The 25,205-nt window shown below is 58.4% G+C and carries 19 protein-coding genes and 1 pseudogene; 5 read left to right on the top strand and 15 right to left on the bottom strand.

The window, feature by feature from the left end:
* Nucleotides 1-79: 79 nt before the first annotated feature.
* From SS05631_RS30430 to traA, 3 genes are all read right to left on the bottom strand, one after another.
* A complete protein-coding gene (locus SS05631_RS30430) occupies nt 80-967 on the bottom strand; it encodes a type IV secretory system conjugative DNA transfer family protein (RefSeq protein ID WP_037424823.1) in 888 nt (295 codons plus the stop codon).
* Nucleotides 964-1,467 carry a DotD/TraH family lipoprotein gene (locus tag SS05631_RS30425; protein WP_037424825.1) on the bottom strand — a complete coding sequence of 168 codons (504 nt, stop codon included), beginning with the start codon at nt 1,465-1,467 and terminating at the stop codon, nt 964-966. Before SS05631_RS30425 ends, SS05631_RS30430 begins: the two co-directional genes overlap by 4 nt.
* Nucleotides 1,468-1,599: 132 nt before the next feature.
* On the bottom strand, nt 1,600-5,352 hold the full coding sequence (traA, locus tag SS05631_RS30420; protein ID WP_050988352.1) for a Ti-type conjugative transfer relaxase TraA: 3,753 nt from the start codon (nt 5,350-5,352) through the stop codon (nt 1,600-1,602).
* A 29-nt stretch (nt 5,353-5,381) separates the two neighbouring features.
* Between traA and SS05631_RS32455 the strand changes: the two genes are divergently transcribed.
* Genes SS05631_RS32455 through SS05631_RS30405 form a run of 3 tightly spaced genes read left to right on the top strand, consistent with a single transcriptional unit; the run spans nt 5,382 to nt 7,967 of the window.
* Complete coding sequence (locus SS05631_RS32455; RefSeq protein ID WP_244412315.1) at nt 5,382-5,789, top strand: TraC family protein; 408 nt, start codon at nt 5,382-5,384, stop codon at nt 5,787-5,789.
* A 55-nt stretch (nt 5,790-5,844) separates the two neighbouring features.
* Complete coding sequence (locus SS05631_RS30410; RefSeq protein WP_037424827.1) at nt 5,845-6,033, top strand: conjugal transfer protein TraD; 189 nt, start codon at nt 5,845-5,847, stop codon at nt 6,031-6,033.
* Nucleotides 6,030-7,967 carry a type IV secretion system DNA-binding domain-containing protein gene (locus SS05631_RS30405; RefSeq protein WP_037424829.1) on the top strand — a complete coding sequence of 646 codons (1,938 nt, stop codon included), beginning with the start codon at nt 6,030-6,032 and terminating at the stop codon, nt 7,965-7,967. Before SS05631_RS30410 ends, SS05631_RS30405 begins: the two co-directional genes overlap by 4 nt.
* Nucleotides 7,968-7,970: 3 nt before the next feature.
* On the opposite strand, the gene SS05631_RS30400 is transcribed toward SS05631_RS30405, so the two are convergent.
* The 6 genes and pseudogenes from SS05631_RS30400 to SS05631_RS30375 all read right to left on the bottom strand — a co-directional run bounded on the left by SS05631_RS30400 (nt 7,971) and on the right by SS05631_RS30375 (nt 10,736).
* On the bottom strand, nt 7,971-8,378 hold the full coding sequence (locus SS05631_RS30400) for a hypothetical protein (protein WP_037424832.1): 408 nt from the start codon (nt 8,376-8,378) through the stop codon (nt 7,971-7,973).
* Nucleotides 8,379-8,539: 161 nt separating this feature from the next.
* Nucleotides 8,540-8,734 (bottom strand): annotated as a pseudogene (locus SS05631_RS32450) (recombinase family protein); the annotation flags it as partial.
* A gap of 315 nt (nt 8,735-9,049) precedes the next feature.
* The gene (locus SS05631_RS30390) at nt 9,050-9,286 is read right to left on the bottom strand and encodes a hypothetical protein (protein ID WP_037424835.1); all 237 of its coding nucleotides are present in this window, start codon (nt 9,284-9,286) and stop codon (nt 9,050-9,052) included.
* 14 nt (nt 9,287-9,300) lie between these two features.
* Nucleotides 9,301-9,486, bottom strand: a complete 186-nt coding sequence (locus SS05631_RS30385; RefSeq protein WP_037424839.1) for a hypothetical protein — start codon at nt 9,484-9,486, stop codon at nt 9,301-9,303.
* 22 nt (nt 9,487-9,508) lie between these two features.
* A complete protein-coding gene (locus tag SS05631_RS30380) occupies nt 9,509-9,766 on the bottom strand; it encodes a hypothetical protein (RefSeq protein ID WP_244412317.1) in 258 nt (85 codons plus the stop codon).
* A 499-nt stretch (nt 9,767-10,265) separates the two neighbouring features.
* Nucleotides 10,266-10,736, bottom strand: coding sequence for a hypothetical protein (locus tag SS05631_RS30375; RefSeq protein ID WP_095678177.1), 471 nt, complete (start codon nt 10,734-10,736; stop codon nt 10,266-10,268).
* Nucleotides 10,737-11,438: 702 nt separating this feature from the next.
* Here SS05631_RS30375 and SS05631_RS30370 point away from each other — a divergent pair.
* Nucleotides 11,439-12,089, top strand: coding sequence for a hypothetical protein (locus SS05631_RS30370; RefSeq protein ID WP_095678176.1), 651 nt, complete (start codon nt 11,439-11,441; stop codon nt 12,087-12,089).
* 433 nt (nt 12,090-12,522) lie between these two features.
* On the opposite strand, the gene SS05631_RS30365 is transcribed toward SS05631_RS30370, so the two are convergent.
* The 3 genes from SS05631_RS30365 to repC form a co-directional block, all read right to left on the bottom strand.
* Complete coding sequence (locus SS05631_RS30365; protein ID WP_037424846.1) at nt 12,523-12,747, bottom strand: hypothetical protein; 225 nt, start codon at nt 12,745-12,747, stop codon at nt 12,523-12,525.
* 68 nt (nt 12,748-12,815) lie between these two features.
* A complete protein-coding gene (locus SS05631_RS30360; RefSeq protein WP_037424848.1) occupies nt 12,816-13,139 on the bottom strand; it encodes a DUF736 family protein in 324 nt (107 codons plus the stop codon).
* A gap of 618 nt (nt 13,140-13,757) precedes the next feature.
* Nucleotides 13,758-15,035 carry a plasmid replication protein RepC gene (gene repC, locus SS05631_RS30350; RefSeq protein ID WP_162109169.1) on the bottom strand — a complete coding sequence of 426 codons (1,278 nt, stop codon included), beginning with the start codon at nt 15,033-15,035 and terminating at the stop codon, nt 13,758-13,760.
* Between the two features lie 687 nt (nt 15,036-15,722).
* Here repC and SS05631_RS30345 point away from each other — a divergent pair.
* Nucleotides 15,723-16,850 (top strand): hypothetical protein, encoded by a 1,128-nt coding sequence (locus SS05631_RS30345; RefSeq protein WP_050988354.1) that lies wholly within the window; start codon nt 15,723-15,725, stop codon nt 16,848-16,850.
* A gap of 250 nt (nt 16,851-17,100) precedes the next feature.
* Here the strand turns inward: SS05631_RS30345 and brxL are convergent, their stop codons facing one another.
* The 3 genes from brxL to pglX are packed head-to-tail and all read right to left on the bottom strand — an operon-like array spanning nt 17,101 to nt 25,203.
* Nucleotides 17,101-19,179, bottom strand: coding sequence for a BREX system Lon protease-like protein BrxL (brxL, locus tag SS05631_RS30340; RefSeq protein ID WP_095678175.1), 2,079 nt, complete (start codon nt 19,177-19,179; stop codon nt 17,101-17,103).
* Nucleotides 19,180-19,189: 10 nt separating this feature from the next.
* Nucleotides 19,190-21,691, bottom strand: a complete 2,502-nt coding sequence (gene pglZ, locus SS05631_RS30335; protein WP_037424881.1) for a BREX-1 system phosphatase PglZ type A — start codon at nt 21,689-21,691, stop codon at nt 19,190-19,192.
* Nucleotides 21,692-21,693: 2 nt separating this feature from the next.
* Complete coding sequence (gene pglX / locus SS05631_RS30330) at nt 21,694-25,203, bottom strand: BREX-1 system adenine-specific DNA-methyltransferase PglX (RefSeq protein WP_037424908.1); 3,510 nt, start codon at nt 25,201-25,203, stop codon at nt 21,694-21,696.
* Nucleotides 25,204-25,205: the final 2 nt, after the last annotated feature.

Raw genomic sequence — 25,205 nt, 5'->3', positions numbered from 1 at the left:
CCCTTCTTGCTGCGCACGCCAAGCGGATCGGCGGGATCGACCGTCGAAGTCTGGCTGCTCGTCGAATAGGTGAACTCGTTCATTTTGCGGTCTCGAACCGGCGTGTGACCGGCTTCCAGTGCCTCGGGTCGGAAACGAAGGTTGCTGCGTTCTCGATCTTCACGCGGCGCTGGCCGATAAACAGCTCGTCTGGCGTGCCCTTCGCGCGAACCTCGCTCGACGACACGACCAGGCTTCGAATCAGCCCCGCATCGACCAGACGCCGATACTCGATCATGCCAACATAGTCCCTGCGCAGCAGGTTCATGTTCTCTTTCAGCGCTTCCTCGGCCTGCATGCGGCCCTGGCGCCAGCCCTCCGCCATATAGCGGTCCCAAATCTTGCGCTCTTCTTTGTCGGAAGGCAGGAATTGGTCTGAAGGATCGGATGCCTTGTCCACGCCCATCACCAGATAGTCTCGCCAGGTCGGCACTACGCCGACGAGGCGGCCGGGCTTCTCGATGCGGTAGTATTCATCCGCCGCGACACTCTCGCGGCCGCCTTTGGTGATGGTGATGGCCTCTTTCGCCCTGCTGACGACAGGAGGCACGACATAGCCAACCTCCTTGGGCGCCTTGTAAACGACGTCGTTGAAATTGAACTCCTGCGACAGTCGCGAAGATTGCGCCTCGAGCTCCCGCAGGATTTCCCAGGAGCGCCGCTCGTAAGCAGCCTGTGCCGAGTAGGCCAGCGCAGCCTCGCGCAATGCGGAATACCGTTCGGCATCGACCGCGTTTGCCCCAGTCCCGCTGCGCGTCTTGCGGGCAAACTGCTCATAAGTCAGAGGCGCGGCCGAACCATTCGTGAGATTGTCCACGCCACCAACAACGGGCGGCGGAGGCGGCTGCTCCAGATTTTGAGTGGTGGCGCAACCGGCCAGGGCGACTGAGACGGAGAAAGCGGCAAAGATCGAACGGAACTGCGTCATAGGGTCGTGTCGTCCAGGTGAGGAACCGGGCTCTTCTCCGGCCGGGCATAGTGGATCGTCATGACGCGCTGGACCTGATCGACTTCGAGCCACGCGCGCCCTTTCCCTTGGCCGAAAGCCTCCCGCAAGAGGCTGATCAGCGTCATGTCCGCCCAATGCACCGAAACCATGATCGGAGATCCCGACCGCTCTCCGTCGGCGCGCACAGAATACCCCGCCATGCGAGCGGCCTTGCGGGTTATGTCGTCGAGAGTGCCGTTCCAGCGGGCATCGACCGGCTGTAATAGCTCCTCGCCGGCGACCTCGGGATGTAGCTTGACAGTATTCCTCGAGAAACGCTCGATGGCACGAGGATAAAGGGAAGCATGTCGTTTTTCTTTATTAACATCCTCTAATGAGGAATCGACATACTTTCTGACCGATAACGTGTCGAAATTCTCGGCCTTGTTCGCACAGGCACTCGTTAGAAATGCCAGCGCCACCACCACTGAGTTCCGCATCAAGAAGTCGCCCTGTCTTTTCTCATCGACAGGCGATCAAAGACTGATCACCCTCTCAATGCCAGTCCTACTCAAATCGCGAGATTTTGCAACATACAGCATCACGAAAAGCGTGGCTCATTTGCCACAATCTCAGTGCGAGATGCCGTGACCACTTCCCCCTCCAAGGTTGTGCTGCTGCTCATGACTTATCTGGACGCCATGGGCCTGCCGGGCAGCCTGGACCGACGTGACGATCTGGTCGGCACGTTTGAAGCCTTCGGCGAAGGCATCGATTCGTTTTTGATCGGCGCTCGGCATTGCTTGAGCCAGCCGATCGCGGTCAAGCTCATGTGAGCCGACAGCACCGAAACGCTCTCGCACCGTCGCGACAAAGCTGCGCAACTCCGCATATGCTTGGCTGTCATCTGCCGTCCGCACAAGCGTAGCCAGTCGATCCGCCGGCGTCTGCTCGATGCGGCCGACAAGCGCGCGCGCCGCCGGCGAGAGATCGTTGACCGGCTCCCGCATCAGCGTCCTGAACTGATGCTCATCGCGCGCAAGGTCATTCTTAAGTGTAGCGCGGACCTGGCCGTAATCCTGCAGTGCGGAGACTGCCAAGGGAACGGCCGCAATCGCGTTCTCGCGGAGGCCGTCGTTCCTGCCGAAGAAGTTCCGACTGCCATTGAGATCACCAAGGGAAGCTGGATCCTCGCGTACGGTCTGAGCGAACTGAGGAACCGAAATACGCTCAACATCGATCCGCGTCCGGATCGTCGATAGCACGGTCTCCGGCTGCTGCCAGACCGCGGCGACGGCCGCCTCGAGACGTTGCGTCGCTGCCTGCATGGCAGGCCGAGATTCCATGCGCGCCGCAACAGCCGCTTCGACACTGTCGCGCCAATCGATGACGGCCGCGACAAGCGGCTTTTCAGGTGTCGTGAACATGGCCTGCTTCCTCTCATACTGGTCGATGACCAGCCGTTCCTTCGCATCCGTCGCGAGAAGCCGTGCCGCCTCGAGCCGGGTCAGATCGTGAGCGGCTTTTTGTCCGGCATGGATCAACGACCAGTGTTCGATAAAGGCCTGTCGCACGGGTTCTGGTATGAGCGACTGAGCACGATCGCGGCTATCTGCGTTGATGTTCGGACCCAGGGCGACGATCGTCGCCTGCGGCACGATCGCCGCAATTTCCCGGTTGAAGCGCTGCAGGTCGCTCGCTGTCGATCCGTCCTGCATCTCGAAGGCGAGATTGGCGAACCACCGCCGGCGGGCTCGATCCGTATCGGCCGTTTCCGAGTGATTGAGATTGTGCTCCAGCCTCGAAAGAGCCTGCCGTACCGCGGCCGTCATTTCAGGGAAGACGATTGCCGGCGCTGCCTGCTCTTGGCTACGCGTGGCCTGCTGGGATGGCGCCTGGCTGGCCGCGGCTTCCATGCGCTGTCCTGGACGGATGGTATGAGCGAACTTCGCCCCAAGCGCCTCCAGGCGCTCGACCGCATGGTTGAAACGTTCGCGGAAGGCCGCAAGCTGCTGGCGGAACATATCGCCAATCTCGGAGAGTGACGGGAAACCCCGGCGCTCGGCGAATTCGCGAACGCTCTGCTGATAGTCATCCGTGTGCTCGAACGCGAGCGTCGTATCCTTCATACGCTCGCGAGAAAGAGTACTGACCAGTTTGTCGATCGAAGCAAACTCGTCGGCGCCCGCGTAAAGCGTTGCAGTTTCGCGATGCCGGCTCATTGCCACATAGGCCATGTGCGCATCCATCGTCCGGCTTGCCAGGACATGGACGCGATCAACCGTTGCGCCTTGGCTCTTATGGATCGTCGCCGCATAGCCGTAGTCGATATTGGCGCAGTCATTCTGTGCGACGATGACGGTCCGGCCGTCAGTCAAGCTCACCAGAAGTCGGCCGCGGCCCGCCTCCTCGACCGTGCCGAAAGAGCCGTTCTCAACACCAAGCTCACGGCTCTTTTCGAGAAACACGATCCGGTCTCCAACAGCGAATTGCCGCTGTCCTCGCGACGTCCGGAAAGCATGTTCGTCCTGCAGGCCGCCCTCTTGTTTGATTACCGACCGCGCCGCCATGTTGAGCGCCAGCACGTCCGCATTGCGGTGTGCCAGCAGCAGAACATCGACGCCAGCCTCCCAATCCTGACGCCAATTGCTGATGAGCGTGTCGCGGGCGGTTTCGGTGTTATTTTCAATAAGGACAAGGTCATGCTCGATATAGCGGCCAAGGGCGGCTGCGGCATCACCACGGCCGAATTCGATGGTTGCATTTTGCATCCATTCTTCGTGCTGGCGACGCACGCCGGTCAGCTCGATATATCCCGCATCATTTGCAATCGCGCGGAACGCAGCACCGGCCTCGATCGGCTGCAACTGACGTGCATCGCCGAGCAGAATGAGCTTCGCTCCGGCTTCTTCCACCGTCGAAACAAAGCGCTGCATCTGCGCCGATCCGACCATGCCCGCTTCATCAAGAACGAACACATCGCCCGCCTCCAATTGACGAAGTCCGTTCTTCCAAGAAGCCTCCCATGAGGCCAGTGTGCGCGACTGGATCCCGGCACTTGTCTGCAATCCGACCGCAGCCTTTCCGGCCAATGCGCCCCCAACAACGCGGCGCCCTTCATCCTCGTAGACGGCGCGCACGGCGTTCATCACAGTCGATTTACCCGCACCGGCGTAGCCGACCATTACAGCCACGCCACGAGTTTCGGTCAGGCGGGAAATCACCATTCTCTGTTCTGGATCAAAACTGAACCCGGCAGTCTTCTCGACTTCTCCAATGACCTTGGTTGCCCGCTTTGCGTCAACAGAGAAGCCATCTCGCGCGGCAAGGGCGCGAGCCGAAGTGATCATGTTGCGCTCTGTATCAAGAACCTCCGTCGTCGTGTACTTCGGCCGTTCGAGCATCTTGTCGGTCATCGGGTCGAAGACCGGCGGCGAGATCATCACCTGATTTTCCAATGCACCGACGCGATAATAGAGCGCCTGAAAATCCTCGTAGCTGTCTGTGTAGCGATGGACCACGCGGGCAACGTCACGCTCATCGAAAACGGATTTCTCTGCCGTGATCAGCTTTAGAATGATCGACGGATCACTCATCACCTGCTGACGGCGCGTGGCCTCAATTTCACGGTTGATTTCGATGCGATCCGACTCTGCGCCGCGCCGGTCCATGCCCTCGGCAGTCGGGCCACGGTGCATCGTCGCTTCAAGCTCTATTCCCTGCTCGCTATAAGACCGATGATCCACCCGAACATCGAGACCATGAGCGGCCAGATGGTGATTCTGGACATCGGCCCATGCTTCCCTGAGCGCCGGAATCAGTTCTTTATCTCCAGTGAATTGGCGGTAGAGCGCATGACCATTCTTCGAGAATTTCGGCTCGCCATTCTCATCAAAAGCCCGAACGTTCTTCGCTCCGAACCCATGTTCCGCCAGAGGACGAAGCGAGCTCATGATGTGGACATGCGGGTTTCCCTTGATATCGTGGTAAGCCCAATCGGCGACGATCCCCTTTTTAGAGAAATTCTCGTCAACGAACTCGCGTACCAGAGCGACGTTCTGTTCTCGCGTTAGCTCAACCGGCAGAGCAAGCGTCATTTCTCGGGCGAGCTGAGCATCCTTCCGCGTCTCGAAGGCCTCGACGCGATTCCAGAATGCTTCGGCCGCCTGGACAGTTGGCATGGCCGCCAGCTCTTGCACCCACTGTGGCGCGTTGGCAGGCAGCGCCAGTTCGCTGTGAACGTTCCCTCGCTTGTTCGAATAGTCGTAGGAACGGCCATAGGTCTCGTTTGTCATGGCGGCGCAATGCCGATAGGCCGCCGCCGCGACCGCGCTTTGCCCGGTCGCCCGACTAAGAACCTTTGCGTGGAGATGGAAAATCGCCATGCACGCATCGATAGCAAGCAAGTATCGACTTGTCGATACATAAGTGCGCCCTTAGAAATCGGGCGCTGCGCGGCCCGATCCGGGACTTTAGCAAAGCGTTGGCTCCGCCAACTCATCTTTTTCAGGGGGTTCGGGCTCTGCTCGCATTGGTTTCGCTTCGTGCCATCTTGTCGTCTTTGGCGTGCACAGTTAACAATCCTGCGGTGTTCAACTTGAAATGGAGGTCATCTGTGGCTCGCACGACGAAGGTTTCGAAAATCCAGGAGGAAATCGCCAAGCTGCAAGAGCAACTAAAAGCGGCTCAGGCGAAGGAAGCAGAACGGCTTGGCGATTTGGCCGTGAAGGCCGGCCTCTCCGATCTCGACGTTTCCGATCGCGATTTGCTTAAAGCGCTCAAGGAGGTCGCCGACCGATTTCGCAAAGCTCCCGCTCAATGAGTGCGGTCGAATTGCTCTGACACTGGCGAAACGACAACGGGAGTATCGTGACCGGATGGCAGCCAATCGACAGAAGGACGCTCATGAAAAGATCCTGCTCGGCGGCCTCGTCGTCAAAGCAGGATTGCGTGATGAAAATCGCGCCTTTCTCATGGGCGTTCTGCTGACGGCCGCTGAGCAAAAGGACAACGAAAAGCTCCGGGAAGCGATGATTGAGAAGGGCCGGAAGGCGTTTGAAAAATGATACGGAAAACACCCGAACCGCCCTACACGCTTCTCATCCTCTCGGCCGCCGGTGTTGCGCTCATGGCGCCGTTCTTTTGGTACATCCGCTTCGTCCGGTTCGCATGGCCGGTGGCTGGTGGCGAAGCGCGGCAACTGGGGTTTTCACAAGCTTGGGACTGCCTCGCAGTCTGGAAATGGGGAGTGTGCCGCGCGCATCTTGAGGCGATCGGAACACCCCTCGCCTCGGCCGCGATACGCAACCAGGTGTGGGTTGTCGCTCCCCTCTTTGCCGCAGTCATCTTGCTTGGGATTTGCGCCTATCTGAGGTGGTTTGCCATTCAGCGCCGCGTCATCATTTCCGGAATGGTGGTGGAAGGAATGGACGCGCTGCTGAAAGCGGCGCACCATGAGCAGAAGAACAGTCGCTATGCCAAGACACGCGGCATTCATATGTTCAACGGTTGGCATTACACGCTACAGCGGGAGACCAACCACACCTTCATTCTCGGCGCGCCAGGCGGCGGAAAAACGGTCACGTTTCGAAGGATGATCGGCTCCGTGGTCGCCCGTGGCGACAAGGCGATCATCTTCGACGAGAAGGGCGATTACACGCGCATCGTTCCGCCCTCCGTCCGCGACGGAAAGGAGATCCCGCCCCTTCTCATTGCACCGCAGGACGATCGATCGGCCGTGTGGGATATCGCCGCCGATCTGATCGTTTCGCAAGATGCAGTCGAGCTCGCACAACGCATCATCCCCGATAACGGCCATCCGTTTTTCACGCAAAGCGCGCGCGCCGTCCTCGCCGGCTGCGCGATCAAGCTGATGGCCGAAAAGCCGAACAATTGGACATGGCTCGATCTGCTCAATGAAACGCGCCAGGATCAGGAGCAATTGTTGCGGATCATGCTCAAATATCAGCGCGGCGCCGACATCTTCCTGACCGCCGATTATAAGCAGGTCATGTCAACGCTCGGCCAGCTCGAAACGAATATGCGGCTGCTCGAAATGCTCGCCACCGCGTGGCCCACCTATGAAGGCCGACAGCGTTTTCGACTGCGCGAATGGCTCGTCAACAAGACCGATCAGAGGACGGTCATCGTGCAGCATTCGGGCCGCTACGCCGAACTTTCCGACGGCTGGATATCGGCGCTCTACGCGGTCGCGGTTTCGACGGTGACCGATAGCAATCTGCTCTCGGATAACGATCTGCGCCGCATCTGGTTCTTTCTCGACGAGTGGGGCCAGTTGCCCGAAATTCAGGATTTCGAGCGCTTCGTGACGCTTGGTCGCTCCAAGGGCGTTTGCGCCGTCCTCGGCCTCCAGGACCTATCACAAATCGCCAAGAATTACGGACAGGAAGTGCTCGATATCCTGATGGCCTCTGTTGGGACCAAAATCATCACCCGGATCAATTTCGGTCCGACAGCGGAACGCATGGAACGCGACCTGGGCGAAACCACATTCTACGAATACCGTCGCGATATGATGTCCGATGGATCGGTGAAGTGGATCAAGGAAACCCACGTCGCCAACCCGGTCGAACGCTCCGAGTTCGACACGATGCTCGGAGTTGACGGCAAGGGCGTGTCGGCCTTCGTGACCGGCGTCGGCAAGAACGTGTATCACGTCAAATTTCCGTTCGCCGACGATGCGAGGGACCAACGTCCATCTAACGTACCTGCCGAATGGACGTACACCTTCAAGCCGACGGGAACCTTCACCAGCGACGCCGATATCGATGTGTATGTGAAGGCGGTGCTCGGAGGCAAGGCGCCGCCGCCTCGCGGCGCCTTGCCGGCCGAAGCAGCGGACCAGGAGGAGGAGGAATCGCTGGAAACCGCCTTCAACGCGGCCGCAAAGGAAGCGCGCGAAAATGCCGATGCAGAACCGAATCCGGACGGCTCAGGAAGGGGGACTGCATCGGTCGATCTATTCGAGAATTACCGCTGATCGTTAGTGATGCGCCTCAAGCTCGGAGGCGACGCGGACGTCGATCGAGGGAAGCTTTATCACATTCCCCTTCTCGTCCTTTACGATCAGCATCTTCGGGCTATAGGCGTACGCCCCGTTGTAGTTGACACGGTAAATGACGCCGATCTTCTGCCAACGCTTTTTCGCCCGAGCGACTGTATCGCGGAAAACTCCGAGTTTCGCCGCCATTTCGTCGTTTGTCGGAGCCGTGCCGTCTGGGCGTGGATGCATCACCATGTCCCGGATCATGCCCGGCCAATGCTTATTCTTCGGTGGTGGGTTCTCGGCCAACTCGGTCAGCCAGGCAAGATTCACTCCGGCCTGGCCGGGCTTAATCTTGTCTGGATCAGGCGGGCCGTCAAACGAGACAACCTTCGATATTCCCTTCATTTGTTCCGCCAGTCTTGTGTTCCCAGGTTCGACTTTATTTGGTTCGCTTATATGTGTGCTTTTATGCAGGAACGCGCCGTACCGTTACCAATTTCGGGAAGGGAGTCAACGCTGCTGCTACATGAAGCAGAATCAATCCGAATTTACCAAGTTCGGCCTGATTATCTCCGCCCTGGGAGGACTTTTCTTCCCCTTGGTCGCAGGGCTCCATCAGGGGCGACATGCCGGTAGAAGATCGATCGCGTAATCCCGAGCTCGCGGCTAAGTTCCGAGATTTTGGTTTCTGGTTGCCCCATTGCGGAATTAGCGAGGGGACTCTTCGCGGTCGTCATCTTGGGGCGGCCGCACTCCGACCCTTCTTCGAGCGCGCGGGCGACAGACCCGCAGGCGTCCGCTCTATCGTCAAGGGTGAGCTCTGCAACAATCAGGCGGCCCCTGAAGGGCCGCGGGGTTTTCCCACAGGCTTCGGCCTTCTCTACGGCGCTGGGGAGGGCGCGTTCAGGCCTCCGCCTGCTCCGCCTGCTTTCCCTTGAAAGCAGGCTTCGGCCCTCCGGGCTGGAAAAACCCCTCAAAAGCGGAAGGCCGGCATCAGAGCCGGCGCATTTTTTGGTGTGAGGACGTTCCGGCCCTCAGGGCCGGAACAGGATAGGCTGGAAACACCGATCAGACGCTTAGTCGCGCCACTCGATCACGGGTTCGGGGTATTCGTTGCCGTCCTCGCCTAAGAAAAGATCATCGCCGTCGGCGTTGGTCTTGATTCTGGCGCCCTCGTCGAACACGCGGCTTTCGCCGCCCGAGTAATCCCAGCCGATCTTGCCGTTCTCGCCGCGGTGGATCGGATAGCAGGTTTCCACCTGTTCCAGCGTGCCCTTGATCAGAATGTCGGTGTCTTTCACGAAAAATGCCATCTTGGTCTCCGGCGCTAGTTGGACTGGTCGGCCTGCCGTGCTGTGATCGCAGCGGCCGGATTCATGCCTTTGTCGAAATAGGGTCGCCAGTTCTCGGCTTCTCCCTCGACTTCCTTCATCGCGCAGTCGAGCATGTAGGCGACTGTCGAGAGCCATGGGTAGAAGCCCAATTCGGGATTGAAACTCATGGTGTGGTCCATTGGTCTTCTCTCCTTCGCGATCTCATCGCTCTTCGGGCTCATCCAAGTCTTCCGGCTCTCGTCCGATATGCCAGCACCGATCCGACCAAAGGGAAGGCAGGTGATCCTCATCGCCGCCGTAGTGTGCAATGATGATTTTCCCATCTTCCTGGAAAAGGCCGAAATCAACCTTCTTCTCCACAGCGCCCACCAGGACCACGGCAAGAAACTGCCGGTCGATCGACGCGGGCAAGTGAATCTCGGCATCGAACATCGCGCGGGCTGGATCAATCTTCTGCACCTGTTGCTCCTTTCTCAATCCGCCAATGGGCGAGCCATCGGCCTTCGTTTTGGTTGAATGACCTGTCATTCAACCGTAGCGAAGGGCGGTGGGCGTAGCCCGCCGGCCGTTGCGGTCGAGCAAGCTCAAGGGGTCGATCGGCGGGAAAAACGGAAGGTTCGCCGGCCTAGCCGGTGAAGGCCTTTTTTCTTGCAGATGGACAGCGGCCTAGGCCGCGCTTGCCCCTTGAGCTTGCTCGGCTGCATCGGTTGGGCGGACCCGAATGTGGGTGAGATGAACCCCGCACTTGCGGGGTGCTTCCTGAATGTGTGCGCGCCAGCGCACTCTCCTGATCAGGGCAGTAAGCCTCGCTTCCGGCAAGTTGCCGATCCCTTGCCATGCTCGCGCGCGAGATCATCGCGATTTCTGGCTCGGATTATTTGAGATTATCGTTTTCCTGAGCGTTGTTTGGCGGGAAACCAACGCCACGACCCCTGCATGCCGGCGAGTCGAGCTTTTTTCAGTGGTTCTCAAAGTCGTTGTACCGGGTCTCTAGCACTACGCTCGCATAGATTTCGAGCAAGCATTGCGCGGTCGGGTCGCCTTCTTCGACAAAGCGAAATTCCATCGCCCTTATGCGCGCCTTCGCGGCTGCGAAAGCTTCGTTGAACACTTCGTTCGATGACAGCCCTTTCCGGCTTTCCGGACCGGCCTTGTACGAGGATTTTAGGAAGCCGGTTGCTTCCCGAGCGAGCTTGAAGGCAAAAGGTGCATCATTGTGGCTAGCGCTCGGCCGGGAGTGGTCACCATAGCGTCCTCGCATCCTGCCTGTTCTTCCGACATAGAGGTGATGACCGTTCTCGGAAAAGAGGTAGACGCCGCTGGTCGGGACGATCTTTGGAAGCTTGCCCGTGACTACGGGCTCCATGGAAATTAGTTGCTCGAATTTCGGATGCAAGGCATCCGCAAACTTTCGAAATCTCTCATCCAAGGGCCTACTCCTATCGACTTGTTAGGCGCAATAAACACTGCCGACGGCTTCATGTTCAAGGATGTCGGGCGATCGTCTGCACGTCGCCGGAGCGCGAATTTCTCTTCACGACACTGGTGCGGGAAACCCTTGTGCAGGCGCGGCTGTCGCGGCGCTGTGCGACCTCGATGGTCCGCCTCGACGAGCTGACTGGGTTTGTCGGTGGACTTGCCTGACTGATCTTGCCGGCACGCCTGCTATGAAGCATTCTCGCCATCGTGGCACTGAGGAGAGGCGGGCGGAGAGGCTTTTCGACGGGATACGTCTGACCTTTTTGCCCGACAGGGGGCGCATCGCAACGTTATGACAGGCTATAATCACTACCCCGATTGTTCATGCGGATGGTGCGTCAATTACGGTCGATCCAGGATCAACAGGATCGAGCTCACCGAGAGCTTTCAGCTTCGAGATGCAAGAGTACTGTTGAAGCAAAGCGGCGCGAATTCTGTTTCCGGGTGCTACGTCAATCCAAATGCGCGATGCCCGGTTTGCGGGGCACCTGTCTTTTTCTATGCGAACGCGTCCGGCAGCAGAGTTTACTTTGATGACCTGGGGCCGCCATGGCCGAAGCATCCTTGCACTGATCACCCACGCCACAAACCTCGCCCTTCGACCGAAGCGATCACCGCTCCCACCAGACGCGCACGAGGTCAGGTTATCGAGTTGCTCAGCGCCGCGCGCACCGCAGGACTCTCCCGCAACAAGGTTTTCGGACGCAGAAGGCCCGAAGAGTGGACGCTCGTTGTCGTGCAATCCGTGGAACGGCGAGGCGAGGAGAACAAGGTTGAGGGGGAGTTTCTGGACTCGGATACGGCTGAGCAGTTTCACTTCACGTGCAGATCGGCAAAGCCCCTCTTCGAGGCCGGGGACTTTGTCAGCGTTCGCGGCAGCGAGATTTCATTCGTGGACCGCGACACTTTGCAGCCGGTGGTTTTCATCTCCGGCGCGTGGGTCGACCCAATGTCCCCGGAGCGGATTCCGCAAGCTCCCACTTCGCCTCCCATCGCCACGCCTAAGGCTCAGGCTAAATCGACCAGCAAAACCAACCACGCGCAATTGATCCGGACGAAGAAGCCTGCAAGCAAAAACGAAGCTTCCAAATACGACATGACGAAAGCGGAGATGGTTCACTTTGACAGCAAAAAAGTGCCGTTTGCCGCACTCCTCGCGAAACTCGAGCCTATTGTGAAATCCTATGCACGCGCGGGCACCCGAAAGCCGAGGGATGTAGCAGCGCGGCTCAATATTGATGGTCATCGGACCGCCGTCGGCGAAAGATGGACCCCCGGCTCGTCTTTTTTCTGTTGGCGTTGATGTTCAACGACTCGCCGACTTCCTCGAATGGAAATGGCCATCGGAATCGCGAGGAGCGGCGGAAGCCGGTTAGCCCGAAGCCTCAGACAACAGTTGCACCCTCCGAGCCGTTAACCGCAGAGATTATGGCCGAACGGCTCTCCCGATTGGGCAGGGTAGTCCGGAGCGGAAAAGCAGGATGATAGGCTGCAAGAACCGCCCAGTCTCGCCAAAGGTGAGGCCGTCGCAGGCAATCCGCGCTGGCTCTCATTTAATGTGAACCGAGCCGGATTCATGGTCGCGGTTAATGTGAGCCAAAAATCGGGATAGTCTCAAGCCCGAGCGCGGATTTCTCGGGCCGCTACACATAGGCGTCGGGACGAGGGGCATCGCCCTCGCCCGACGGGCGAGCTTGTTCGATCCGCCTCCGGCGCGGATCGAACAAGGGCAGGACTTATTGGAGAATTGAGATGGCCCGGACCAGGCTGTGCTCGAGGCCGGGTTTCCAGAGGTGGTAGTCATAGACGAGCACGACGGTTCCGGCTGGCTGTGCTGTGTTGGAAATCAGCGGCATGATCAGCTCGGGAAGCTCGGCGGCTTCGACGCATGGAAAGCAATCGGTGGAACTGTCCGGCTTTACGATCTCGACGCGGTACAGGGAGGAATTGGCTTCCGACATTGGTCGCTCCTTCGGTCTTCGGATCTCGGGTGAGAGGGTGCCCCGCCGGAGCGGGGGCGTTGCGGCGCTCAATCCCAAGGGATCACCGCCATCAGGCTGTCGTCGTCCTGGCCCGGATACCGGCCGAGGTTTGCGTTCAGCTTGGCGAAGCCGGTATTGACCGAGAGGGTGAAGTAGTCGCCGCCGCTCTGGTTCTTCTTCTTCCAGATACCGCCGATCTCGATCCGGCGGCCGCGCGGCGTCTTGCCAAAGAGGCGATAGACTGGGGCCTTCGGGTTCGTGCTTTCGACCGGCTCGCCGGTGATGTCGATGTCGAAGGTCAGGGTGGCGAGGTTGCCGGTCAGGGCGTTGGTTTCGTCGTCGATCTGGATGAAGTTCATGAGGTCGGACATCGCGGTATCTCCTTTGCTTGCGTTGTCGATGGACACGACAAAGGACCGGCCCGAGGTCGGCCTGCACCCGTCGGGCCGCAGCGTGAGCGGAGGACGGCATTGACGGGCGATTTTGTTTCGCGAGGAAGTGCCGCCAGGCGCGGGGAAAATCGTTCGGCTATGCTGTTGCTGGACGGCCGAACGGTCCTAGTGGCCCATTCGATCGACAACGCGGTCATGCAAAGGAGCTTCCATTCGCATGTCCTTCCCGTCCAACTTCATATCGGCGCCGAAACCGACGCCTTGATCCGGCGTTGCTGCGCTCTGACGCCGGCCATCGTCCCTGCGTCGCCCGCGCCGAAGTCGATATCCACGCCTCGACGCATGCCGGCCAGACAAAAGCGCCGCCGCCCTGCCGTTCACCGGCAAACGTTGCGATGAAGCCCGGCGGCCACTGCTGCAGCTCGCACTCGGTCGATGCGGCCCTTCGCCGTTACGCGACCCGCTCAGAGCAGATCGCCGGCAGGACCTCGACGGCAATGGTGCGCCGCTCCCGTGATTGCACCCTTCCTCGGGCGCAATTTTTCGGCGGGCTCACCCACTCGCCGGCCATCCGAAAATGAAAGGAGCGATCTGACGCTAGTTCATGGCCGATTTCGCCAAGGCTCGAAGTGTCGGCGCCAGGTGCAATTCACCCTTCGGAGAGCGATATAGCATCGACAGGAAGTATCGAGGCGGCCGCTTGATTTCCGCCGCTGCGGGCTGCTGCGCGGCCGCCCGTAGCACCTTCTCGGCGACGATCGCCAGCGCGGCGGCCGCATTCATCCGCCCGGCAACCTGGACGCCGGCGATCCATGCGTCGCGCGGAATTTGAACGAGCGTGCGGATGAAATCGGCCTGCTCGTCCAGCTCGCGCCAGGACCGCAAGCTTATGCCGTATTCCGCCTGTAGCTGGCGGCACCCTAGCTGCAAAAGCTCAAGCGTAGTCGCTGCGTCGTCATCGCGGCGTTGCGGGTCTTGCGCCAACGGCTCGGCCGCCACAGGCTTGTTTTCATAAGCCAATTGATCGGCAGAGCCGATCTCAGAAGTAACTTGAACCGATCGCGCGTTAGCGTGATGCCGTTCGTTTCTTACTGATGAAGGGGAGGTTGTAGATGTATTTAGGGGGACAGGATTGTCTTGTGCGGGGGACATATCATGTTCCTTCAACGCCGAATTGTCGCCTTTTGACTCCTCGGGTTCGGGGATTCGCGGCTCGTACAGCGCAAGCACCGACTTCAACAGGTCGACCAGCGAGGCCAGATAGTCGGCATTGGCGCGCTTCTCATGAAATTCGACGATCAGTTCATTGAACTGAGTTTCGGAGGCCCCCACGTCAATCCCATCACGGCGAGCCTGTTCGAGCGCATCGACGATTTGCCGGGCAACACCTTGGCTTCGCCGTGTTGTCTCGCGCATCGCGCGCCATTCATCGACATGGGCGCTCGCCAGCTCCTCAAGCTTCGCGAGCCTTTGGCGAGCGGGCGAGAAATCGAGCCCGAAGCTGCCGCCCCCTTCCCGGTTCACATATCGCCGTCCGGTCGGGCTGTCGCGGTACGCCACAATGCCCGCCTCGACGAGTGATCGTATCGCCCGGCTGACTGTCTTCTCGCAGACACCGAGATCGAAGGCGAGACGTGCATTCGAAATGGCGACGACCGGGCGGTTCCCGGCCGTCCAATCCTCGGCCGGCGAAATGGCAAGCAGCGTATCGAGGATCTGATATGGGTATCCCTTGATGCCGAGACGGCCGGCGCACTTTTTAAGCGCACTGGCGACCTTGGCCTTGGTCGTCGGCTTATGATCTTCGCGCATGGCTAGGGCCGCACTGGCGAGAATGCCAGGCGTAACCCTCCTGAAACTGGCAATGGTCTGCATCGGACTCCTTTCTGAAATCCGGACAAAGCACCACCGTTCGCAGAAGCTGCGTTTCATGTTGACAATGGGGGGGCGGAAACCTTACCGTGGAATTCTACTGATTTGCCCTGGAGCGGCGCCAACCGCTTTTTTGGGTTTCTCGCTCCCCGATGTAGCTTGCTACGTCGGGGTTTACTTTTTCCGGTTCTAGTTGACTCTCCTCGAATTCAAAACGACTCGCAGTTGTGGTGACCGCGACGCTAACCGATTTGCTTGATAAAGCAAAATGATTCGGGGCATTTTCCGACAAATGAGGTTGGTGTTCCCTCGAATACTGATCTAAGGGATTGATGATAAACGCTTATCTCGCGTTGAGTGAATTGTGGTAGACCGCCACACGCTGCTGAAATTTTGGATGTGCCCCCAGGAGAGACGTGTTCGCCGCCCCCTGTGGCGGCTGCGGCGGTAGAACTCGCGGCGTGATCGATGCATCGACATGACTCCGTTCGAGAGTAGGCCGCGGCGCGCGGAGGCGCCCAGCACTCGAACAAGCAGCCATGGCGCCGTACGAGGTCCATTTCCAAGGGCATCCGCGGGGCGCGCCGGTCGATTTCTTCACTCCGATCGTTGATTGCGTGCACTCCCTTGCACAATCTCTCTGTGTGCAAGTAGGGTCATTGACGCGCTTCGACGAAAGGTGACTACCAGATGCAGTCATACCTGTTTCACATTTCAGGGGACGGCTCGCTCAGCGAGATGCTGCCGCGCGCTTACGATAACGAAGACCATATTCAGCGCCTTCTCGCGGAGCATCCTGCTATTCTCGGGGGGCAATACAACGGCCAGGAACCAAGACGTTGGGCTCTTATCCAACGAGAGGTTCCGGTGCCAGATGGCACTGTTTCCGATCGGCGTTGGTCGCTTGATCATCTTTACGTCGACCAGGACGCGATTCCCACCTTGGTCGAGGTTAAGCGTAGCCGGGATACTCGTAGCCGCCGCGAGGTAGTTGGGCAAATGTTCGACTATGCGGCGAACGGCCCATCCTACTGGTCTCTCAGCGATCTTCGCGATGCATTCGCTGTTACGAATAAAAAGGCTAGCGCAGATCCCGCGGAAGTATTGCGGCTGCTGCTAGGCGAACAAGTCGACGTGGAGATCTTCTGGTCTCAGGTGGAAGACAATCTTCGGAACGGCCGGATACGCATGATTTTCCTGGTCGACGAAATGCCGGAAGAACTTCTGAGGATCGTTGAGTTTTTGGCAAGACAGCTACGAGACGCCGAGGTCTACGCTGTCGAAGTTCGTCAGCATGTGGGCACCACAGGCCAGGTCCTTGCCACGAACATTCTTGGCCAAACACAAAACGATCAACAAAAGATCAGTAAGAGTCGGACGGCGACCACTCTTTCAGAGGAAGAGTGGTTCGAGGCCTTTCGGGCTCGCCATGGCGAAAGCGCACTGGCAGTGGCGCGGAAAATCTCGAGATGGGCGAGCGATCACCATCTGACCAGCTTTATCACCACGGCACAAACGCCCTCGATGGGGTGGTCATTGGAGGAGGGCGAGCGGCGGCGCTACCCTCTGTTCATTGCCGGGAATGGCAAGGTGTTGTCATCTCTAGGCTACCTCGCATACTCCCCGGCGTTTGCCAGTGAGGACAGTCGGCAAGATCTCGTAGACCGTTTTCGGACGATCGGCCTGCCCTTTTCCCTAACGTCTCTCGCGGGCGATATTCGGATTCCTGTAAAGGAGCTCGAGGACGAGGAAAAGTTCCGTCAATTTATGAATACGGTGGATTATGTGGTCGAGCGGCTTAGGAAGGGCGCTGGTTGATCCACGGGCGGTAGGAATGGGGTAGACTACAGCAGCACAGTTCGCGCGAGGCAGGTCCGGTGCCACCTGCCGACCCCGGGGAGAGTTCCAGCAGTTCATCGCCTGATCGGCTACGCTTGTACGGGTCAGAGGACGCGCCGCATGGCTAACCGCCATTGCCGTGGTGTCGACCAACTATACTATCTGGCGGCCCTTGCACCCTTAACCGGAGCAAGCGCCTTAGACTGCCTATCCACTCCAGCAGCAGCGCCTATAACGATCCACCGCCCGTGCGCAGGTAGGTTACTTCAAATGCTTTGACCTGCCGATAAGCCTGCAGCCGATTGGCGAGACTAAACGCATCGTTCATCTCGAACTTCTGAAAGATATCAAGACCTCGATCGAGGCTGATCTTCCATCCTGAGTCGCTTATGATATGACGCGCATGGATCGTGTTTGTCCCATCAAACTCCCACGAGAACTTAATCCCGGCAGCCATGCTGGCGGTTTCGACAGCCATAAGATTGGCTTGCTGCTTCTCAGGGTATGCTTCATCCGGGCAAGTCAAGAGCCGCACCGCAACCTCATCCTCGGCTGCTTTGCGCACCGCGATCATCTCGATGAACTCCATCAGATTCCGCACCTGATGAAACATGCGGATGTAGGGATCGGTGACTACGATATTCGTGGCGCCTTCAAGCCAAGGCCAGAAGAGATCGGCGAAGGTGACTCCTTTTTGGTTCTCGCTGAAGATCTTGTGCCCCTCGCGCGGACCGGCGACATCAGTTTTGGCTTCACCCGCCGGCTGCCCGGCATTTAGGGTCGGTGCACCGCTGAAATCGCTTGCAACCTCGGACGTTGGACCGTCGTGGCCCATCGCACGCTTGTGGTAGTACTGTGGGAACTCCGTCTCTTCGAGCGTTTTGACGACGACCTTCCGCCCGTCTTGCGCCGTGAACGAGAAGTCCGTTTCCGGATAGGTGCTGTCGATCCGAAGAAGTTGGTCCTTTACCCGTTTCCGCCCTTCGACGGCCAGGTGCAGGATCTCTTCAACTTCGGCCTCAGTCGCGTTGTCCGCTGGAAAGAGCAGCTTCATCATACCTGAAAAGGTCTTATTCACCCCGTCGCGGTCACGGGTCGAAATATCAGACGAGAGCGTGAACAGCCCGTGGTAACGGTTGGAATAGTCGTCATTGCGCATGTGCCGAAGGATTTCGGCGAGATAGTCGACGACGAACCCATATCCCGACGCGAACATCTCCCCGCGGATGACGTCAATCTCCCAGCCCGGCACATAGGTGTGAAGTCGGTCGATGAAAGCCGAGTCATAGTACTTCTCAGGCAACTCCTCGAATAGATCAGTATGCTTCAGCATGTAGGGAACATTGTGCTTGGTGTTCCCGACGAAGACCATCGATGCCTCGGCCCCGAGCGTCTCCACGCCACGCGAGAAGCTCTTATTGGCCATGTAGTTTTTCATGATGTCGACAAGCGCCTTGTCGACGCGTTTCTGCCGGCCGGCGAACTCGTCGAAGGCCACGACATCCCAATAGCCGACCAGTCCAATCTTACCCGAGCTGTTGTTTACGAACAGCTTCGGAACCGTCACTTCGCCACCGGAAATGAGGATGCCGTGCGGCGAGAATTCCGAGAAGATGTGCGACTTGCCTGTTCCCTTCGGACCTAGCTCTATCAAATTGTAGTTTCGCTCAACGAAGGGCACGAGGCGCATCAGTTGCAGGAGCTTGCTCCGCCGTCCGAACATTTCGGGGTCGAACCCGACCGTCTGGAACAACAGGTCGATCCATTCCTCGGTCGTGAAGCCGGCACGCGCGGCGAGAAAGGCGTCGTAGTCGAACTTGGAGAGCTGGATCGGTTTGATGCTGCTCAAGATCCAGGGCTCGACATTCTTGTCCTCGCTGCGCTCGTACTCGACATCGGCAATGCACCAGACACCGCTCACGAGAAGCTTGGGATGAGCCTTCACCGTGTCGGAATCGATGATGACCTTCTTGATACCGAGATTGGAGAAGGTCGCCTCGTAGGCGTCCTTGTCGGTATTGAGGTCGACACTGATCTTGTCGATCACCTTCCACCGCCCCTTTTCCCGGATGTTCGACCGGATCAGGCCCGCCTCGTTGCGATGCACATAGTGCTTGCGCAGAATCTCCTTGACCGTCTCGATGCCCGACTGAATTGAAGCCTCGTCATTGGTGGCGCAATATTGCCCGAGCAGGAATTCCAGCACGTAGGAAGGGACGATGGCGTTACCCTTCACCGCCTTGACCAGGTCCTTGCGCACCACGAGGCCCGGGAAGCGTTCGTTGATTTTGTCGTCCAGTGCCGTCATCGCTTCCCCCTTAGAAATCGAAGTCACTCGAGAAGCTGCGGCGCAGCGTGTAGCGAGCCGTGCGGTATTCCCTGAAGTGAGAGGTGTCGCCGTGCCGTTCCTCCAGCTTCAGAATGACCTCCTGACCGTTGAATGCATCCGCCTGGCGCAACAACAGGAAACGAACCGCGACTTCGCGCTCGCGAGCATTCTCGGACTGGAAATCGAAGACGAGTTCATGGCTGTCGGAGATTAACTCGCCCGATTGTGCATAAATGCCGGCTCTTAGCGTGCGGGCCCGGGTCTTCTCCGTGACGGCGGCAACCTGATAGAAGCGAACCGAAATCTGGCTCGACGTGATCAACTGGTTGGAGCTACCGATGATCTCAATGTCGACCGCCGAGATGTCGCTCTGCCGCTTCTTGTTGATCTTGACGACCGGAACGACGATTTCCTGAAGGGTCGCTCCGCCATGCACGAACCGACTCCCCGACCCCTGGCGGCGAAGCCGGTTGATCGACTTGGGTATCAGCATTTCCAACGAACCTTCGAGGTTCGCCTGCTCCGGCGTGAAGCGCCGTAGGCCGCGATTGTCCTTCAGTCCGTGCCCAACGATGAACCTCCGGTCGCGGAGAAGGACTCTGTCACCCTCTACCTGCGCCGAAGAGAAGTCGCTCTCCTCGATCGGCCGGTGCTGGTAGATGAAACCGTGGTCAGACGTTACGATCAAATTGTTGGCGTTGGCGCCGTTGAGCTTTTTGACCACCCTAACGATCTCCTCGATCGTATCCTCGGCAGCCTCGAAGACGCGATCCTCAGACACTTGCTTGTCGCCGATGGCATCGATCAGATTGTGGTAGATATAGACGACGTCGTGATCGCGGACGAGTGCACGGGCCTGATCCTTATCCATGCCCATCAGGTCCTCGGCCTTCACAGCCGTCGTCCTATCGCCGGCCCGTCCGGTCGCCAGGATCTTCCTGCGGTTCTCTAAACCCTGTGAACTCTGTCCGTTCACGAAGACCGTGCCGCTATCATTGTCGGCAATCCGCAGATCCACATTGGGCAGTAGCGACGCCATTCCGAGCTGGGTATAGCTCGGCAGGCTCCCGAACATCGGCTCGATCCCTGCTTCGTATCGGTCAAGGCTGCGAATACGGCCTAACAGCTCCTCGGCGACCTCGTAGCGAAGCGCGTCGGAAATGATGACGCAAATCTTCTGGTCACGCCGGCGAAACTCGCCCACATGCTCCTGATAGAAGCTCCGCTGCGCGGGAACAGGCGGCGCCGACCAGGATTCGGCCGCGTCCACAAGCCTCTGCCAAGAGTCGTTCAGACGCAACAGGTAGCTATTGACGTAGTGGTTCTCGACCTGCTCGAACAGCTCGCGCATCAGCGTCGCTTGCCCGGATGACTGCATGCGCCAAATGAATTTTCGATAAAGCTGATCGATCCGAAACCAGCTCTTCGCATAGCGCTCGACGCCTTCCGCGAGACTGGTCATGCCGAGTGTCACCTGCGCCATCGCCTGCTGGAACTCGGCGGCAAAGCCGATCGCCTCGTAAAGATCGCGATAGGATCCGTACCAATGGCTTTGTCGGCGCTTGCGGATCCAGTTCAAGACATCGGCCTGCGCTACGGTCTGGCTGCCGACCTCGTGGACCAGCGCGCGGATGATCGCCCGATCCACTTCTTCGAAATGATCCACCTCGATCAGAGTGCGGAAGTCGCGCTTAGCGAGATCCTGCGCTATGCCCAGCGCCTCGGCATATTCAGCCGACAGCTTTGCGAATGCCTCCTCGGCGTTCCGGTTGTTTTTCCAACGACGGAAGAACACCAAAGCCTCGGGAGTTAGGATCGCATCGCCCCCGACCGCGTTCTGATAGCAGGCCTTGAACAGAGTGATCGCGAAATCGCCGATGCTCGGCTTGTCGGTACGATAGCCGAAGAACCGCGACATCTGATCCCAGAGGAATTCGCTAAGGCCGACGCGGCCGATCAGCCGCAGGCCCTCATCCTTGCCCAATGCAAGTTCCGCCAAAAGCGCTTCGACGACAGTGTCGAAGTCACCATCAGACCCGGCGCATACACCGAGCATCCTCAGGCGCAGCTTAGCCTTGGTGTCGTCACCACGAACCCCAGACTTGAGCTTCTCCAGCCGGCGGCCTGAGCGAAAGAACTCCTGATGCTCCCGCGCGAGATCCTCGAAACTGATCGGCAACCCGAGATCCGCCAGCCAGATCGCAACCTGATCGGTCTTGAACACCGCGTGCGCCAGCTCGACGTCGAGCAGCCAGTTGTCGATATCGGCCGGCCGCGGCCCGTCCCAATAGAGTAGAAAGCGCTGCTTCGGCTCCTCCCGGAGAATGCGATGCTTCACCGCGAACTCGGTGTTCGCCACCTCGATCTTTTCGACGCCATCGAGCGACAGGGCTTCGTACGCCTGCCGAAACTCATGCGCCGGGTCGTACCAGAAGACGATCCGGTGCTTGTCGAACTGGGCCTCGAGCCCCTTAGCGATCCGGTCCAGCATCCTCAGTCGTCCGAATCGTTGAGGCCCTTGATAGGCTTCAGGGCGGCACCGAACATTGGATAGTTGACCTTTACGCCGCCATCTAGGTCGATCTCGATCTTTTGCGTTGCCAACGGGAACAGGACGTCACGCTCCCAGGCGTCGATCTCCTCGATCTGTCTGGCTGTCGCCTCGATCTCCTTCAAAGCTTTGGTCTTCTGCGCAGGCGAAGCGTCCCCGCTGATGCTAAGCACCTCCTGCGCCCTGCGATAGGCTTCGAGCTTGGATCGGAACTCGCGCAGATAGTCGTTCAACACCACGCTCACCGTGTCGGGACGGTAGCGGTGCATGTATATCAGTGCATTGAACGTGCCCTTCGGACTTGAGAACAGCCAGTAGATGGGCCGCTTCTTGTAACGCTTCACATGATCGTTGAAGAAATCGCGCGTGAAGTACCTGCGAATGTCCTTGCCCAGTGCCTCCTCCACGAAGGCGAGGTTCTCCTGGAAATGCTCCTCGCCGAAGGTGACGCGAAGGAAGCGCCGGAAGCGCGTAGCGATATCGTCGGCGAACCACTCGCCATCAAGCACGGGGATCACATTGTCGGCGTCCGGTTCGAAGGTCGGATTTGGAACCCTAGCCCGATAGACCTCCAGCCCCTCGCCTTCGCTAGCAAGGATCAGGCCGGGCGCATCGAGGCTGTAGCGGCCGAACATGCAGCCCACGGCATAGTGGACGAACTCGCGCATCGTGTCGGCAAGCAGCAGCTCCTCCAACTCCGCTTCCGCCTTCTGACCGCCATAGCGATTGGCGGGATTGCAGATAAGCGTTATCTCCTCCAGCGGCACTTCCGGAGTTAGTTCGTTCTGCAACCCATAGGCTTCGATGAAGATACGGTTGTTCTCTTCCTCCAGCCGCTGCATCTCCTCCGTCATGCCTCGCCAATGGGCACGCAGGCGCTTGTAAGTGCCTTCCAGCGTTTCTTGTCGGTATTCGCCCTCTAGAAGCGGCAGAAGCGCGAAATTCCAAGATGTCTCGTAGGCGTCCCAGTCGGAGCGAGCTAAGTTTGTGCATTGGCGTCCGATTGCATCGGCACCACCCGCATTCTTATATGGCAGCCTGCCGACGGGTCCCTCGTGGAAGTCTAACGTCGGCGACAGAGCAAGAAGGAGTCGGTTTACGATCTTGGTATTAGAGAACGCAAGAACTGAATACGTGTCCTTCTGTGACGGAAAGCACATTGCCCCTTTGGTCTCGAACATAGCTCCCGGAGGCGAAAGCCGCATGGAGAGACTAGATATTGATATGGCGGACCATGTGAGTCCCGGTTTGAAATAGAAACTCTCATTCTGCGGTCTTGATCTTAGCCTTCCATTTTCTCCAAAAAGATTCTTTATTCTGATTCCGCCACTGCCCCAATCAACGACTATATTATTATTTCCGAACCATTTTCTAAATTCGCCACCCTTGTTGCACGGATACCACCTCTCCAGACGAGATTTTGTTTCTTCCGAACTTTGACAATCGAACCCAATCCTTTTTGCATCGGGCTCGAACCACAGACGAAGGAACTGATCGTTATCACCAGTTGCGAGGCCTTGCTTCGTGGGCGCGACAGACGAAAGCGGAGGAAGCCGATCAAAGGCGTCAAAAACCTGATCGCTCAGCCAGTACGCAATTGGTTGACCAGGTATCTTGAGGAAGCTGTCCTGCGAAACGCGAAATCGCCCAACAGTTTCATTCAGAAACATCTGCTCAATTTCATCTGGGCTTCGAACAATTGATGTTTTCTCAAATAGCCGGCGATACGTTCCCATACGACTCCGCTCGGAGTTCTTGTTCACGATGACGAACGCGACACTTCCAAAATCCGCGCCAAAAATACCCCGACCAAGATGGATCATAGAATCAATCCTGCTCTCAGTAATCAATCGCAGCCGTAGCGTCTCGAATGAACTTAGGAACATCCATGATGGAAGATTTATCATCCCCCAAATACCAAGAGGAACAGAGAGTAGATTCGCCCTCTCCATAAAGCATGTCATCAAATCTGACTTGCTGTCGGGATACATTTCCCTTAGCCATTCGCCCAGATGTCCATTCATTCCCTTCCCGCCCATATATGGCGGATTCATCACCACAACCTGGTACTTGCGGCTCAAATAGTCGGCCATACGCAACACAACCTGAACTCGCGCGTGAGTATCCCGTAGGAACAGATTCTTCTCAAACTGCTTCTCAGATATCACTTGGCGCAGTTCGGACACGTTCCCCAGCTTCGGCACGATCAGCGAGCCGAAGTTCTTTGCTTTTGTAAACTGCCCTAACGTCTCGCGCACGTCCGCGGCGAACAAATCGCGCCCGGCTTCCTTCACATATTCAGCCAGCTCGTCGTCCCTGAAGCTGACGTTCTCCAGCACGCAGATGTTGGGCTGGACGCCGTCTTTGCCCGCCCGCCGGAGGAATCGCTTGCGACGCCCGGCCGCTTTCATCGTCAGGGCAAACGCGGCCAGCGCCCCGGCACGTTCGTCGATCTCGATACCGTACAGATTGTTGGCGAGGATCAGGCCCGGGATCTCGGCCGCGTCATATCCCTCCTCCTCGTAGATCGCGTACAGAAGGTCGAAGGCGTAGGTCAGCATGTGCCCCGATCCGCAGGCCGGGTCGCACACCTTCATCTCCTCCGGTGACGTGATGCGCAGGAAGTCGGTCTCTGGTTCTTCCGGAGCGATGTAGTAGTCCATTCGCTCCTTTAGCCGCGAGCCTGGCCGGTTCAGCATCCAGAGCCTACCGAGGGAATTCTCGACCAGATAGCGCACGATCCAGTGCGGCGTGAACAATTGCGTGGCGGCCGGAATGTTCTCGGCCGTGATTTTTACGTTCTTCTTCAGCCCGGCGAAGACCTCATCCTTCTTCTCGGAAATGTAGAACTGGTAGAGCCAGCCGATGACCTCGACATCCTTGCAGGCGTCCTCTGTCATCACCGTGCGTAGCTTGGCGAGGATACTACCCTGCGACAACAGGTCCTCAGGCATCAGCAACTCGGTGTAATCGGCAATCGTCTCGAACATGAACGGCATCGTCGCGTGCCAATGATTACACATAGCAACCAACAGCAAGCGGTAGGCCTCTCCCTGCGGATCACGCGAAGGCGTGCGGTTGTCGAGCAAAGCACGAACCTGCCCAGCGGTGGCTCCTGGCACTTCATCGCCAACGATGCCCCCCATCGCCTCCGACAGGATCTCCGGTCGCGTCTGCCCATCGGCCGGTGTCACGACCCGCACGGTCGTATAGCCATTGGCATCCATGAAACGGAGGGCGGTGAAGCGGTTAAACCAGGTGTAAGCAACCCTCTCAACGACGTGGTCGCGCGACGTCAGCCTGATCTCACCTTCGAGCTCCTGCACTGCCTTGGGCGCCTCGCGCCGCGCAGCACTATTTTCAGCCAGCACTTGGGCGAGCTTTGCCGACACCTGGTCGCGCAGGATCCGGCGGGCTTCTTGCGCGAATTTTTTCAGCGCGCCGGTGTCCATCG

Origin of the sequence: Sinorhizobium sp. CCBAU 05631, assembly GCF_002288505.1 — a bacterium.
GTDB lineage: Bacteria > Pseudomonadota > Alphaproteobacteria > Rhizobiales > Rhizobiaceae > Sinorhizobium > Sinorhizobium fredii_C.
This window is presented reverse-complemented; position numbering and strand designations above follow the sequence as displayed.